This is a genomic window from Sulfitobacter marinus (assembly GCF_900116285.1).
Classification (GTDB): Bacteria; Pseudomonadota; Alphaproteobacteria; order Rhodobacterales; family Rhodobacteraceae; genus Sulfitobacter; species Sulfitobacter marinus.
The window spans coordinates 93,081-108,778 of the sequence record NZ_FPAJ01000006.1; the positions used below are offsets into that span (position 1 = coordinate 93,081).

General features: G+C 55.4%; 12 protein-coding genes. 8 read left to right on the forward strand and 4 right to left on the reverse strand.

Translation table 11 applies throughout. The features are described from left to right. The first annotated feature begins 198 nt into the window (after positions 1-198). Positions 199-879 (forward strand): hypothetical protein, encoded by a 681-nt coding sequence (locus BM347_RS15485; RefSeq protein WP_093917409.1) that lies wholly within the window; start codon positions 199-201, stop codon positions 877-879. A 16-nt stretch (positions 880-895) separates the two neighbouring features. After that, positions 896-2,275 (forward strand): phosphomannomutase, encoded by a 1,380-nt coding sequence (locus tag BM347_RS15490; RefSeq protein WP_093917410.1) that lies wholly within the window; start codon positions 896-898, stop codon positions 2,273-2,275. Here the strand turns inward: BM347_RS15490 and tviB are convergent. The 4 genes from tviB to BM347_RS15510 all read right to left on the reverse strand — a co-directional run bounded on the left by tviB (position 2,264) and on the right by BM347_RS15510 (position 6,884). Further along, complete coding sequence (tviB, locus tag BM347_RS15495; RefSeq protein WP_093917411.1) at positions 2,264-3,535, reverse strand: Vi polysaccharide biosynthesis UDP-N-acetylglucosamine C-6 dehydrogenase TviB; 1,272 nt, start codon at positions 3,533-3,535, stop codon at positions 2,264-2,266. The genes BM347_RS15490 and tviB overlap by 12 nt on opposite strands. Before the next feature lie 22 nt (positions 3,536-3,557). Then, complete coding sequence (locus BM347_RS15500; protein WP_093917412.1) at positions 3,558-4,568, reverse strand: GDP-mannose 4,6-dehydratase; 1,011 nt, start codon at positions 4,566-4,568, stop codon at positions 3,558-3,560. 192 nt (positions 4,569-4,760) lie between these two features. Next, the gene (locus BM347_RS15505) at positions 4,761-6,296 is read right to left on the reverse strand and encodes an alkaline phosphatase D family protein (RefSeq protein WP_245764296.1); all 1,536 of its coding nucleotides are present in this window, start codon (positions 6,294-6,296) and stop codon (positions 4,761-4,763) included. Between the two features lie 183 nt (positions 6,297-6,479). After that, positions 6,480-6,884: a BLUF domain-containing protein gene (locus BM347_RS15510; RefSeq protein ID WP_139226513.1), complete on the reverse strand. Its 405-nt coding sequence runs from the start codon at positions 6,882-6,884 to the stop codon at positions 6,480-6,482. Positions 6,885-7,194: 310 nt separating this feature from the next. Here BM347_RS15510 and BM347_RS15515 point away from each other — a divergent pair, with 310 nt between their 5' ends. The 6 genes from BM347_RS15515 (at position 7,195) to BM347_RS15540 (ending at position 15,692) form a co-directional block, all read left to right on the forward strand. Then, a complete protein-coding gene (locus BM347_RS15515) occupies positions 7,195-8,481 on the forward strand; it encodes an ATP-binding protein (RefSeq protein ID WP_093917479.1) in 1,287 nt (428 codons plus the stop codon). 119 nt (positions 8,482-8,600) lie between these two features. Beyond that, on the forward strand, positions 8,601-9,725 hold the full coding sequence (locus BM347_RS15520; protein ID WP_093917414.1) for a Hint domain-containing protein: 1,125 nt from the start codon (positions 8,601-8,603) through the stop codon (positions 9,723-9,725). 352 nt (positions 9,726-10,077) lie between these two features. Beyond that, a complete protein-coding gene (locus tag BM347_RS15525; protein WP_093917480.1) occupies positions 10,078-11,289 on the forward strand; it encodes an NAD-dependent epimerase/dehydratase family protein in 1,212 nt (403 codons plus the stop codon). Between the two features lie 73 nt (positions 11,290-11,362). Further along, entirely contained in the window at positions 11,363-12,934 is a 1,572-nt protein-coding gene (locus tag BM347_RS15530) for a cellulose biosynthesis cyclic di-GMP-binding regulatory protein BcsB (protein WP_093917415.1), read from the forward strand. Then, complete coding sequence (locus BM347_RS15535) at positions 12,931-14,772, forward strand: glycosyltransferase family 2 protein (RefSeq protein ID WP_093917416.1); 1,842 nt, start codon at positions 12,931-12,933, stop codon at positions 14,770-14,772. The genes BM347_RS15530 and BM347_RS15535 overlap by 4 nt, the downstream gene beginning before the upstream one ends. Then, a complete protein-coding gene (locus tag BM347_RS15540; protein WP_093917417.1) occupies positions 14,769-15,692 on the forward strand; it encodes a surface lipoprotein assembly modifier in 924 nt (307 codons plus the stop codon). Before BM347_RS15535 ends, BM347_RS15540 begins: the two co-directional genes overlap by 4 nt. Positions 15,693-15,698: the final 6 nt, after the last annotated feature.

The window sequence follows — 15,698 nt, forward strand, 5'->3', positions numbered from 1 at the left end:
CTATACCATTAATACCTGATCTTTCTTTTTTGATCTGAGTAAATTTGGGTACCGTCTGAAACCAAGCCTTGACAGAATCGCAGTTTAGGACGCAAATCAGGAAAGTGGCGTGATAGACGTTGTCTGCGCCGAAACGATCCACAAAGAGATCACCTTATTGAGTCAGCGCCATAAACTTTGGTGCCAATCGGAGGCAGTATGCTTTCACCAAAACCCGTAGGTCGTGATGCGTCTGCGCGCAAATACGATATCATAACCGCTCTTGGTGCGTTCGCCCTAGCTGGCAGCAAACATGATCACCGGTTGGTCTTGCGCTTTATCACGCTTGTTACCGCGCGCTATAACTGGGCGCGCAATGAGCTGGCGGTCGGCCAACGCGAAATTGCACGGCTCTGGTCTGTGGATGAACGTACCGTAAAGCGTGAGATGGCGAAACTCAGAGGAACCGGCTGGCTTATTGTGAAACGTCAAGGGGCACGGGGCAGGGTGACCGAATATGGTTTGGACCTTGATGTCATATTAGAAGGAACGCGCGCGCAGTGGCCTAATGTTGGCCCCGATTTCGATCTGCGTATGCAAGGGCCAAAAGAACCGTCGCGCGTCGTGCAGATGCCAGTGCGTGGGGTTGCTCCGGCTCCACCCCAAGAGGATGGTACGGAATGGGCCTTGGCTCAGGCTATTTTGCATGCAGAAGACGCAGCGGTATACGGAAGCTGGCTACATAATCTCAAGCGGATGGATAGGGCAGGGGGGCGTCTAACCCTACGCGCCCCAAGCAGGTTTCACGGTGCCTATGTACAAAGTCATCTGATAGAACGTGTATTCACTGCATTGCAGGCCGTGGATGCTGATATAGCTGACGTGGTTATAACGGACTGATCGGCAAGGACCTATTATGCCCCCCAAATTCGGAACCAGTGGCCTACGCGGTCTTGTGACTGAGCTTACGCCCGAGTTGATCGATGCCCATGTCAGGGCATTTATCGCATCCTGCCCTGTCGGCAACGGGATCTGGATTGCGAGGGATTTAAGAGAGTCATCGCCTGCCATCTCTAACATGGTTGCCAACGCTGCACGTGAGATGGGCATTCAGGTCACCGATGCAGGTGCGGTGCCCACGCCTGCCTTAGCGCTTGCCGCGACAAACGCGGGATGTGCCGCGGTGATGGTGACAGGAAGTCATATTCCAGACGATCGCAATGGGATCAAATTCTATACCCCGGCGGGGGAAATCACCAAAGCCCATGAAGCCGCTATTCTGGCCAGTCTAGACGCGCGGCCCACCCATGCAGGCCCCAAACCGATCACTGACGCCAGTTCTCAAGAGACCTATATCTCGCGCTACATCAATGCCTATGGATCAGCATTGGCGGGCATGCGCATCGGGATTTACAGCCACTCTGCCGTCGGACGCGATTTATTGGCGCGCCTGCTGATCGAGCTGGGCGCGAAAGTCACGGAGCTTGGCCGGGCGACGCATTTTGTACCGGTAGATACCGAAGCTGTCCCCGAAGATGTGCGCGCGCAACTACGCGATTGGGCCAGAGACTATCCGCTGGATGCGATTGTATCAACTGACGGGGATGGCGACCGGCCTCTGGTCGCGGATGGCGCGGGTAATGTGGTGCCGGGTGATGTGCTTGGCCAGATAACGGGTACTGCGCTTGGCGCGCAGGTCGCTGTCACGCCTGTGTCATCAAATTCCGGCGCTGAACAGGTTTTTGAACATGTAATTCGCACCAAGATCGGGTCGCCCTTTGTCATCGCCGGGATGGAGGCCACAAAAGCGCGCGTTGTCGGTTATGAGGCGAACGGCGGATTTTTGTTGGGTTATGAGGCAACCTGTCCTGCGGGGTCGTTGCCTGCTCTTATGACCCGCGATGCAGTTCTGCCTATACTGGCCAGCTTGGTCGCGGCCAAAGCAGCTGGCAGTCTGGCCGTTGCTGTGGCCGCTCAACCTGCGCGTTTCACCGCTTCAGACCGTTTGCAGGGGATCGCCACCGAAACGGCCCAGAGTTTCATCGCCGCGCTTAGCGCGGATGATATTGCGCGTGCCGATTTCCTGAAACAGTTTGATCTGACCGAGGCCGCGATTGATCGCACTGACGGTTTGCGGATGATTTGTACCGGAAACCGAACCGTGCATCTGCGCCCCTCTGGCAACGCGCCAGAACTGCGATTCTATGCCGAGGCCGATCGTCCTGAGACGGTGCAAGCCTTACTAGATCAAGGACTAAATATACTGCGCGATCAGATGGTTGGGTTAAAGTCTTAAAGCACCGATGCGGCGCGGCAGTATCCCTTTGACATCGAAAACCACGGCCTCTTGTTTCACGTAGCCTGTTATCATGTTTTCTTTTAGGAAAAGATCATGGGCAACGGCGACAATGACCGTATCATATCCTTGAGATTCGGGTGCTTCGGTCATGTCCAAACCATACTCACGCTTGGCCTCGGCCGAATCGACCCACGGATCGTAAATGTCCACATCGATGCCATAGCTCTCAAGCTCTTGAACAATATCCACCACACGCGTGTTGCGTAGGTCGGGGCAGTTTTCCTTGAACGCCAGTCCCAGAACCAAGGCCCGCGCGCCTTTTATAGGAATATCGCGCGCGATCATTTCGCGTACGGTGCGGCCAACAACGTAGCAGCCCATGCCATCGTTGATGCGACGCCCTGCAAGGACCACTTCGGGGTGGTAGCCGACAGATTGGGCTTTCTGTGTCAAATAATATGGGTCGACGCCGATGCAGTGGCCGCCGACAAGGCCGGGACGGAACGGGAGGAAATTCCACTTGGTGCCCGCAGCCTCAAGCACGTCTTGGGTGTCGATATCGAGCTTATTAAAAATCAGTGCCAGCTCATTCACCAAGGCGATGTTCACGTCACGTTGGGTATTTTCTATCACTTTCGCGGCCTCTGCGACCTTAATAGATGGAGCTTTATGCGTCCCAGCAGTGATGATCGAGGCGTAGAGCGCATCGACCTTATCCGCAGTTTCCGGGGTGGAGCCCGAAGTGACTTTGACAATATTGGGCAGGCGATGGGTTTTGTCTGCTGGGTTGATCCGCTCGGGTGAATAGCCGGCGAAAAAGTCTTGGTTGAAGGTCAGGCCCGAGGTTTTTTCCAACACAGGCACGCAATCTTCCTCGGTGGCACCGGGGTAGACAGTGGATTCGTATATCACGATGTCGCCGCGTTTTAGAACTTCGCCAATCGTCTCGGACGCCTTGAGGAGGGGGGTCAGATCGGGCCGTTTGTGTTCATCAATCGGCGTCGGCACGGTGACGATAAAGGTGGTACATTCGGCCAGATCACCGAGCTGGTCGGTAAACGACAAATGTTCGGCCTCGGCCATTTCGGCGGCGTCGACCTCAAGCGTATTGTCGTCACCCGCGCGCAGTTCGGCGATGCGGGCTGTGTTAATGTCAAAGCCGACGACTTTGCGCTGCTTGCCAAATTCAACCGCCAAGGGCAGGCCAACATACCCCAAGCCGATCACGGCGATGGGGGCGTCATTCAGGGTCGGCATCGCAAACTCCTCGTCCAGAAAACTACTTGGCGTAATAGTCGCGGAACCAAGCTACAAATTCCCGAATACCGTCCTTGATATCGGTCTGGGGTTTGTAACCCGTCAAGCTCTTCAAAAGTTCCGCATTCGCCCAAGTCGCAGGCACATCGCCCATCTGCATGGGCATGTAATTACGGATGGCCTTTTGTCCAAGTTCTTCTTCGATTGCTTCTACGAAATCAAGCAGGCGTACCTTGTCAGAGTTGCCAATATTCACGATGCGGTAGGGTGCAACGGGCGATAGACTGTCACCTTCTGGCACCTCTCGGTTGTCAGGACGGACAGGAGGCGTATCGATCAACAAGCGGATGCCGCGGACCAGATCGGTGACATAGGTAAAGTCGCGATACATGTCGCCATGGTTGTAGATATCAATGGGACGCCCATCGAGGATCGCGTCGACGAATTTGAACAGCGCAAGATCGGGGCGCCCATAGGGGCCATAGACGGTGAAAAAACGGAACATCGTCGTCGGCAGATCCCACAGATGCGCGTAGGAATGGGCCATCGCCTCGTTCGCTTTCTTCGTCGCGGCGTAAAAGGTGAGGGCGGTATCGGCCTTGTCCGTTTCGGCGAAAGGCATGTCTTCGTTGGCACCATATACCGAAGACGTCGATGCCATCAGCAGATGCTCAACCTTCAAGCGTCGCGCGGCCTCCATCACGTTGAACGTTCCGACGAGGTTGCTGTCGAGATAGGCGCGTGGGTTCTCGAGCGAATAGCGTACACCGGCTTGGCCAGCGAGGTGGACAATCACATTGGGGGCAAAATCATCGGTGACCTGCGTGATCAGCGCGTCATCCTCAAGCATGCCTTCGGTCATCGAAAAATGCGGGTTCTGCAATAACATCTGATGCCGGCGCTGTTTCAGCGTCACATCATAGTAGTCGGTCATGCCATCGAAACCATGAACCTTGAACCCTTCGTCGAGCAAAAGTTGGGCAAGGTGGAAACCGATGAAGCCAGCGGTACCGGTGATAAATACTTTTCTCATGGTTGGTAGATCCGATTTGCAGTGCGTTGGCATGACTAGCTGAACTGACATGCCAATGAAAGTGCAAGCGACGAAGTATAATACTTTGTCGAGCCTGTGTTCGCGTCAGCACTTGCGCGCTGCACTACAAGCGGTCGGCGCGCGATATCCAAGTAGGGGCGGCCGTGAAGGGCCGCCCCGTTTGGTGTTTATTCAGACGACCTTCGGTTCCAACTCGACCGACCACAGCTCGACATCGGCGCTGTCCATCAAACGCACCGTCATTACGCCTGTGTCGGCTGCAATGTCGACCTTGCCGAAAAATTGCAGACCGTCGCTGGGGGGCAGGTTCGCCTTGCCGTCTTCTGGATGCTTGGCAAAACGCACTTCGGGGCCAAAGGTGTTGTCATAGCTTGAAGGGCCGAAGGTACCGGCATGTAATGGACCGGACACAAATTCCCAGAAAGGGTCAAACTCTTGGAAAACGGCGCGATCAGGCGAGTAGTGATGCGCTGCGGTGTAATGCACGTCAGCGGTCAGCCAAACCGTGTTTGCGATTTCCGCTGTCTTGATGAAAGAAAGCACCGCGGCGATATCGTGCTCGCGCCCGAGCACCGGACCGTCACCATTCGCCCCGTTTTCCATATTGGTATCGCCGTCGCGTACCATCATCCCGATGGGCATATCTGACGCGATCACCTTCCACGTTGCGGTGGAATTCACCATTTCGCGCTTGAGCCAGGCCAATTGCTCGGCCCCCAGAAACGGGGTGGCTTCTGTTTCGGTGTTGGCGGTGTTGTCACCACGGTAGGTGCGCATATCGATCACAAAGATGTCCAGTAACGGGCCATAGGACACCTTGCGATACACCCGCATCGGTTCTGCCAGATTTTGCCGCGTTGGCATCATCTCGTGAAACGCATGGGCCGCGCGCGCGGAAAGCGTCTGCATCGATTTGACCGCATAGCGATCGTCACTGGCAAGCACCTCGTTCGGGTACCAGTTGTTTGTTACTTCGTGGTCATCCCATTGCGAGATCATTGGTACCGCTGCATTGAACGCCTGAACATTACGGTCCATGTAGTTGTACAGATGCTGGCCCCGGAATTCGTCGAGAGTTTCGGCAACCTTGCTTTTGGCTGGCGTGACGATGTTCTTCCAGATGGTGCCGTCTTCCAGTTCCACCTCTTCCTTTAGGGGGCCGTCGGCATAGACTGTATCGCCGGAATGCAAGAAAAAGTCAGGGTTGTGGCCGAGCATCGTTGCATAGGTGGTCATGCCGCCGCGATCTTCGTCGATGCCCCAGCCCTGACCGGCGGTGTCGCCCGACCAGACAAAGCTGACATCGCGGTTGCCCATCGGCGCGGTGCGAAACTGACCCAATGTTGGCTCGGACATGGTGCCATCTGCCAGATCGGTCATTGTGACCCGGTAAAAAATATCCTGATCACTGGGCAATCCAGTTAACGCCATCTTGCCTGTGTAATCCGTCGGTGTGCCTACGGCCAGAGCGGGGACCGCCTGCGCATTCGACATGCTTTCGGTTGTGGCCCATTCCACGAGCATCTTTGCCTCGCGGTCGGCGCGCCCCCAGATCATCGCGCCATTATGGGCAACATCGCCGGACATCACGCCGTGCGTGATAATAGGGCGCGATTTGGCGCGCGAAAGGGACGGCATCGCCAGCGAGGTGCCAAGAGCAGCGTAGCCCAAAAGCGCCTGACGGCGGGTGAAGGAAATACGTGGCATAAACTGCGCCTCCTGAATGGTTTCAACAGGCGAGATCATCCGGACAGACGGTTTCACTCCGTCGACAGTTTTATGACAGCATTATGATAATATGTGTAAGCTGTGGCCCACCATCTTCGAAACTCAAAGCGTGCAAATCGTATGGATCATGTCACCGCTGCTGTTCGAGCCTGGAGAAACCGATTAACGCAGCTCTCTGAAATCGGACAGCACGTTTTGGATGGCACAGGCGATATATGGGTCACCGCCGGTTACGTCGCTCGGGTTCTTTTTCAGCTTTTGAATGCTTAGGCTGGATGCATGGGTGGCTTCGCATTCATAGGCCATTTTCCAATCATCAAAAGCCCGCTTTTCGCTATCGCCTTCCCACATCAAGAATAGCTTGCGGTGCCGTTGATCCTTTTGAATCCGGTTATAACATGCTTCCACCTTGTCGCGGTCACCCTCAATAATCTGGAAAAACAGGCGATCATGATAAACCAAAAGCCCGGTCAGCCCGTCTCGGGCATTGTTAGCTTTGGACTGCTTCAAAAGATCACTTATCTGCGCTTCGTTCAGGCGTGCTACAGCGGTGCTGAAGTAGATCATTTGATAAATCACTGGTCCTGCTGTCCTTCTGGATGGCTAAAATGCGTGGGCTAATGCGCGTTATAAAAACATAAGAATTCAACGGCTAACGCGGCAGGACAGGGAAGGGTTCCAAAAATATCTTGATCTGGTCGATTTTTTTAGGCTGCGTTTGGTGGGGGCCATTTTGTTGGGTATGTTGATATCTGATGGCTGAGTTAATATACAAATGGTGACTATCTGTATATACAAATGGTGGGTATATTAATGTACAAACGGTGACACCTTTGTTAAGCAGATGATGCGCGCCGGAGTGTTGGAAAGAACGACGATGACACAGACAGAGCCATATTTACCGCGGCACCTTGTGACCGAGCTGGAAGAAGCGGTTGCATCGGCGCGGGTGGTAAACCTGATCGGACCGCGGCAGGTAGGCAAGACGACTCTCGTTAGGGATTTATTCGGGCATGGCCGCTTTATCACGCTGGATGATGCCGCGATCCTTTCGGCTATTGAGGCGGACCCGGAAGGGCAGTTTGCCAGCTTGATGCAGGAACTGGGGCCGGCACCGTTGATTATTGACGAGGCGCAGCGGTCCAAGAAACTGGCGCTGACAATCAAGAAGGTTGTCGATACAGATCGCCGCAAAGGGCAGTTCGTTCTGACCGGATCGTCCAACGTCTTCACGACCACCGACGTGGCGGATTCGCTGGCGGGCAGAATGCGAACGCTGAAACTTTGGCCCTTGTCCGTGACCGAGATTAAAAGCGCGCCGGTCAGCCGTCTGGTGGATTGGGGGATGCAAAAGCAGCCACACCTTAGCCAGATATCTGAACCCGAACCGCTGACCCGTGGCGACTATATCGACCTTATTTTGGCGGGTGGTTTTCCGGAAACCAGAACGCTGCCGCTGCGGTCGCGCCAGCGCGGGTATCGCGATTACATTGATGCTGTGGTTGAACGGGATGTGGCTGACATTACGCCGGTGCGAAAACCTGATGCCCTGCGCATTCTGATCGATCAAATGGCCGCGCGCACGGCGCAAGAGATCAACACCTCGGCGTTGGCCAAGCTGACCAAGTTGCAGCGGGTGACCGTGGATCAATACCTAGATATTCTGATGCGCCTTTCGATGTTGACCAAGTTGGGGGCCTGGACGTCGGGCGAAGGCAAACGCGAGATCAAGCAACCGAAATATCATTTTGTGGACTCGGGGATCGCTTGCGCCTTGCGGCGTTTCACTGACACGAGTTTTGACATTGATAACACACCGCAGGCCTTGGGCGGGCTGCTGGAAAGTTTCGTCGTGGGAGAGTTGCAGCGCGCCTTACCGCTGCAAGACGCGGATTACCGGATGTACCATTGGCGCAGTGCCGATCAGCGCGAGATTGATATCTTGATCGATGGGGGAAATCATCTGGTCAATATCGAGGTAAAAGCATCAGCCACTGTCAGTTCGGATGATTTCAAGCATCTACAATGGTTTGTAAAAGATGGCCCCGGCAGGGGTAAAACCTGCACTGGGCTGGTCTTTTATCTGGGGCGCGAAAAGCTGTCGTTTGGAGGTGGAAACTATGCCCTCCCGGTCAGCGCCCTTTGGAGCGAGATCACGCTTTGAGGTTTTAATGTGGCCGGTTGTGAGCACCGCAGCGCCACGACTATCGCCAATTTTACATTTCACAGGTTATTAGGACACAATGCCTATTTCCTTGGGCCGACTGCCCGAAGGAACCTTACATGGCATTAACTTGGGATGCGCTTTACCTTGGCAAAATTACCGGGGATATCGATCTGGTTGAAAATGACGGTGAAGAGGCCGACAACTCTGCCATATTGGTTGGAGAGACCTATGGTAGTGTCGGTGATCCGCTGTGGGATCACGTTACGGAGGTCACGGCTATCAACAATAGTGGCCAATCCCAAATGCTCGATAGTGATAACAGCTTTTATTATGATCAGTTGCGATTTGACGCGGATGACGGCAACGGTCTGCAAACCAATTTCTTTGACGCCGCATCAATATATAACGCGACACTGACCTATACTGACGGCACGACCGCAACGATCACTGCGGTGATCATGCAGGATACACAGGGCAATCTGTTTCTCGCGCCTGAATATCAGGCGGGCCCTGATATCGCGGCGATGGAGGCCAAGGCGATCCGGTCTCTGACACTGAATTCAGTGAATTCACCGGTGGGTGAAGCGGTTCTGTCACGTGTTCAGACGGAATTTGTTTGCTTTGCTACGGGGACCATGATTGCCACGCCAGATGGGGACCGCCTGGTTGAGAGTTTGACACCCGGCGATATGATCATGACCCATGACAATGGGCCACAACCGCTAAAGTGGCGAGGCGCACGCACCCTCAGCTTTTCCGTTGGGGAGCATCACCCACAGCAACCGATTGAGTTTAAGCCAGACGCGCTTGGCCCGGGGTTGCCGCGGCACCGGCTCATTGTGTCACCCCAGCATCGTATTCTGTTGCATGATGGCGATCGCGAAGTGCTTGCCCCCGCGCTTGGGTTTGTGGGGGTACCAGGGGTGCGTAAGATGCGCGGGATGCGAGCGATCACCTATCACACACTACTATTGCCAAATCACGAGATCATCACCGCAAATGGTGCCTTGGTCGAAAGCTTTTATCCGGGCCGTGTCGCGATGGAAGTGTTGACCGCGATGCAGAAACTGACCGTGGGTATGGTACGCCCAGCGATCCTGACTGACCCTGATCGCGGCTTTGGATCCTATGTGCGCTGCCCCATAAGCCGACGCGAGGCGAATGCGCTGTTGCGCGGTTCGGGGGCTGGAAACGGGTGCAAACCTAGTACCAAACTGGGTCACAGGCCGGTGATTCAATAAGCTGGTGAGGGCAGGGGGGCGTGCCAAGCGCTACCTTGGGTTCGTTAGGCGGGCCGGGTATCACCCGTAGATATATACGTGCCGCGCTGACGGCACAGGCGATTCTTGCTAAAGCCCCCTCCACCAGCCACCCGTTCGCAAAAACAGCCATTCTCACACGGCGAACGGTTAACCAACCTATACGGAGGGATAGTCCCACGGCCAAATGCATCGTTTTTCTAGCCAGCCGGGGGCGAGACTCGGCGGCGAACCCTCTTCTAAAAGCGTCTCATGACTGATGCGAACGAACGCATCCCCTCGGCCAATCAAGGGCCAAACCTAAAATTGGGAAGAGAATGAGATGGACCATAAAATGAAAAATGTTCTGGTAGTAGGGGGCGACGGTTTTTGCGGATGGCCCACAGCATTGCACCTGTCGCAGCTGGGCCACAGCGTCACCATCGTGGATAATTTGTCGCGCCGTAGAATCGACGATGATCTCGGCGCGAACAGCCTGACGCCGATCCAGCCAATTGATGTTCGCATCGCGGCATGGCACGAGGCCACCGGGAAAACCATCGGCTTTGAACATATCGATGTCGCCCTAGAGTATGACCGTTTTGAAGCACTGTTGGCCGCACTTAAGCCCGACACAGTGATCCATTTTGCCGAGCAGCGCGCCGCCCCATATTCCATGAAAGGGATCAGTGAAAAGCGTTATACGGTCGATAACAACATTGGCGCGACGCATAACTTGCTGGCCGCTATCACCAACCTGAACCTTGATACCCACATCGTTCATCTGGGCACTATGGGCGTCTATGGCTATGACGATGACGGCATGGAAATCCCCGAGGGCTATCTGAAGGTTTACATCCCCGGCGATGAAAAACAGATCTTCCAGCGTGAAATTCTGTATCCGACAAACCCCGGCAGCGTTTACCACATGACGAAATCGATGGACCAGATATTGTTCCAATTTTACGCCAAGAACGATCATCTTCGGATCACTGACCTACATCAAGGGATCGTTTGGGGTACGCAAACCGAAGAAACCAAACTGGACGACCGCTTGATGAACCGGTTCGATTATGACGGTGATTACGGTACGGTTTTGAACCGCTTTTTGATGCAATCGGCGGTGGGTCATCCGCTGACGGTGCATGGCACAGGCGGGCAGACACGGGCGTTTATCCACATCCAGGACACAGTGAAATGCCTTGCCCTTGCTGTTGAGAACCCCCCGCAAGAGCGTAACAAAGTCAAAATCCTGAACCAGATGACCGAAACACACACTGTGCGCCATCTGGCTGGACTGGTGGCTGATGCGACGGGTGCGCCTGTAGCGAATGTTGAAAATCCGCGCAATGAGGCAGCTGAAAACGGGCTGCGTGTTTCCAACGAAACGTTCATTTCCCTTGGGTTGCAGCCAATCACTTTGGCGCAAGGTCTGTGTGAAGAAACCCAGCAGATCGCACAACGGTTCGCAGATCGGTGCCGCATGGATATGATCCCATGCGTTTCGACCTGGACCGACAACCAACGTCCCGGCCTGGTCCCCTCGTCTGCCGTGGCGGCCGCTTAATCTAGCGGACCGGACCGCAAACATCGTCCAGCGTCGATGTTTGCGGTCCGGGTGGCCAGATTGGAATTGAAAAATGCGTTTGATCGGCATCGGATTGTTGGCGTTTGTTTTGATGGGCGCAGCATTTACCCTGTCTTATCTTGATGCTTGGCAGCGTGGCATGCACCACGTCAGGGGCCTTGTGAACGGACCGCAGCTTGTGTTTGAAACCAGTGCCCCGTTGCAATCAAAGTTTGGCTCGAACGAGACTGTGATTTACCGCGGCGACACGGCAACCCCCATCATTCTGTCCGGTTTGCCAGCTTACCAAAACGCCATATTCGGGTTGCCCGTCGATACGCGTCCCACCGAAGGTTACCTTCAAATTGATGCGACATATCAAGTTCTTAGCGAAGTCGAAGGCACCTTGCGCATCTCGCTGAACGGGACCCGCCGCGCCGAAGTATTGCTGCGCCCGGGCGAGGTTAAGAAATCCGTCCAAATTATTCTTACGCCCGCAGACCTTGCTGGCGACAAAATCGAGGTTTCATTTAGCATGATCGGTGAACGGCCCAACGCAGGATGTAGCGCTGAAACCAGCCAGGTCGCCACGGTCGAGATCGAGCCGAGCAGCGCGCTTTTCCTTGCATTGGATAGCCCGATCGAGAGCGCACGCGACCGGATGATTTCGTCAAGCGGGGCCGCGACTGTGGGATGGTCACCGTGGTTTACGGCGACCCGTAGAACGAACCAGATGATCGCAGCGGCGCAGTTGGTGCGCCGTAATACCAAGGTTAACTTTGTCGCGGGGAATGCGGCCAACGTGCTGACCACGCCCGAGCTGAAAATCCTGGCCGCTGAAGAAGGCCCCATCGTAGAGCCGCCCAAACAGTGGCCATTGGCCGTTGCAGCCACAGGGCCGAACGCGGGCCTGCGTCGGTTCCAGCGCCGGGTCAGCTGGCGCACCCGCTATGATCTGACGGAATACGAAGCCTATGAAATGCCCGCGACGTTTGATTTCGACCTGCTGCTCGGGTTTTTGGATGCGGATGCCTATTGGACTGTAACAACATCGCTGAATGGCCGCGTTGTGCAGATGGATAAGGTGCCAGTCGGCGATACGTCATTTGGTGCCACGGTTGAATTGCCCGCCGATCTGCATGAAGCGGTGAATGTGATCGAAGTCAGGGCCTCGTCCTCGCAACTGCTGGTCGGTGTGTGCAACAACGGGCCCGAGCTGATTGCGGAAATGCAACCGGATGCGCAACTGATTGGTGGCGGTCCCAGCTATCTGGGAAAACTGTCCGAGCTGCGCACGATATTGGCCAAACGCGCCAACGTCGGCATGCCCGAGGTGCCCGCGCTGACGCCCGCAGAAGCCGAGGCGGTCGCCTTGCTGATCGCCGCAGTGTTGCCTGAAGAGATGAAAATCAAAAAGGCACCGCAATGGGCCAACATCACACCGTTCAGTCGTGCTGATTTGGCTGTGCTGAGCCTTGAGGACGACGGCACCGAAAACGGCTGGCTTGTTTATACGCATCAAGATGACGACGAGATTATTGCGCAACCTGTGTCTGACGCGGCGATTGCGGCGCTAAAGCTTAATCCTGTGACCGGCATTCTGGTGCAGTTTTCACAGGCGCAATCGCCGCAGGATGACCAATGACTGCGGTAGAAGCGACAGATAACCGCGACCAGATCACATTTGTATCGGTCGACAGCGCTCCGAAAAAGTTTGCAGGGCCTGTCTCGCAGCTGCGCGCCCCAGCGATGCTGGCGGTGTTCTGCGTCATCTCGGCGGTGTTGCTGTGGTTGGTGAACACGCCCACGGGCAGCGTGATGTTCCCCAACTGCGATATCGTTTTTTCCCCCTACGAGGGGCGCCACGCGGTTGCGGTGCGCATTTTTATCATTTCGTTTTTCATCTCTTTCGCGGTGTTCTCATCGGCGGGGTGGAAAGGCAAAACGCTGTTCGCATTTGATTTGGTGCTGACATACGGCTTCGTTTGCGGGATCTTCGATCTGGCAAATGCCGTGTTGGAAGATACGCTTTCCGTGGCCTATTCCCTGCATTTCAGCGCCTTCTTGTCAGGCCTACTGGGGTTTGCGGTCTATTCATTCAAGCTGCTTGAACGCGGGCGGATGCCGATGCGTATTCGTATTGAACATCGTCCTACCAGCAACAAAAAGGCGCTGCTGCGGCTGGCTGTGGTGACGCTGATCGCGGCGCTTGTGTCCGCCAGTTTAGGCAGCATGGATTTGTGGATCGTCCAAGAAATGCGCCGCCTGACCTTGCTGGGCGGGATCGGGCCGGGTGTGTTTTTGTTCCTGCCAACGCTGTTTGCCCAGCTGTATATCCTGGCGATTTACGATGTGAAAACCGCAAAACGCGCCGATTTCCGGCCGCCGGTCAGCATCATTGTGCCCGCCCATAACGAACAATACATCATCGAGAATACGATCAAGGCCATGGACAAAGCCGCCGCCCATTATCGGGGCGAGGTGCATATTTTGATCATGAATAACAATTCCACGGATGAGACAGAAAGCATCGCCCGCGAGACATTGGCAGCCTGCAGGGCAGCAAAAGGGCGGGTGATCAACGTTCCCAAACCGGGAAAATCGAACGCGTTGAACGCCGGGCTGGATGCGACGGAGACAGAGTTTTTGGTGCGGGTCGATGCCGATACTCTGGTGGGCGAAGACAACCTGACGCGAGCGATGGCGTATTTTTCGGACCCGACCGTCGGGGTGGTGGGCGGCGTGCCCGTGCCGCCGGGTGGTGCCTTGTTTGACCGGGCGCGTTTGCTCGAGGTTTTGGTTAAGCACGGGTTTTATTCGGTTGCCATGGGTGCAGTGAACGGGGTTGTCGGTATTCCGGGCATGTTCGTGGTCTACCGTACAGAACACCCGCGCTATCTGGGCGGCTTTGTCGAGGGGATGAACGGCGAAGACACCGATATTTCCCTGCGCATCGGAGAATTGGGCTTTCGCTCTGTGGTGGATCCAAAGCTTAGATATGTGTCCGAAGTGCCGTCGTCCTATGCCCATATGCGCGAGCAGCGGATGCGGTGGTTTCGGTCGATTTATCACATCAGTTCGCGGTGCCGTGATCTGATTTATTCGGATTGGATGACCCTGCGGGGCAAAATGATCTTGCCCTATATGCTGATCAATTCCGGACGCCGCGCGATGTTGGTCCCGCTGATCTTGTTCGGTTGCATCGAATACGGTTTCGGCTTCAACCCTGACAGCCCGCTCGTGTGGCAATCAATCGTGGCAGTCACCACGGGGGCACCGGCGATCATTGCGGTCATATCATCATTCCTGAACGGCGTGCCCAAGGGCGTGATCTGCTTGCCTGAATACCTGATTTTCCGGATTTTGCGCGCCTATTTCACGCTTGAATCGATGATGAGCATCTTGATCAAAACCGAGGGTGAAAACCTCGAGATTGCCTTTAAGCGCGACATCGTCCCCAGCACACCTTTGAGGGTCGCATGAAGGTTTCAATTCATATTCTACGCGCTTTGGCGCTGGCAATTTGCGCGGGGTCTTGGGGCAATCAAGCGGCGGCGGAGTTCAAGATGACGGGGGTTGCTGATCTGGCGTTTGGCGTGGAATCCAAATTGCTGGGCGAGGGGGATGCACAGCGTTTGGACCTTGCGAATGTCGCAAGCGTGGACGCGAGGATGAAGTTCAGCAATCGCATTGGGGCAGGGCGGGTGCTGTCGTTTGGCGTGGGGCTTGAGGCGAGCGCATACCCGTCAGAAGACACGAGCGACAAAGTCGCGTTGGCCTTTACGGGCAGCTATCAGCTCAACTTGGACGCTGCGAAGAAATGGCAGGCACGTGCGTTTTTCAAACAGAAGTTTTCGCGCGCGCAAGGCACCTTGGCCTTTTCCCGCACCCGCATCGGCGCGCGGGTTCAATACAAACATAACCCGGCCCATACGACCCGTGCGCAGATGCGTTTTGGCCATCGCAACCACAACGAGGATTTGCTGAGAGGTTATGATCAAGGGGAGCTTTTCGTGGGTGTGACCCACCAATATCGTCCCAGCAAGGACCGCCTGATGCTCGCGGCAACGCTATATGGCGAACTGCGCCGCGCTGACGAAAGCAAGTATAGCTACGACGAAATCGGGGGGCGTTTGATTGCAAGCCTTCCCTTGTCGGAGAAGACCCTTGTGTCGGGCCGTATCGCAGCATTTACCCGTAATTATGACGGCGCGTTTTCCAACCAGTTCAACGTCGCGCGTGCGGACAAACGTATTTCGGCGAAGGTGCAAATTGACCGGCGGTTTTCCAACCGTTTGCGTGGGTCGGCCTATGTCGGGTGGGAGAGGAACGAGTCAAATATCGCGGCGCGCGCCTATGGCGGCCCGGTGGCGGGGCTTGGCCTGCGTATGTCGTGGGATTAGAAATCC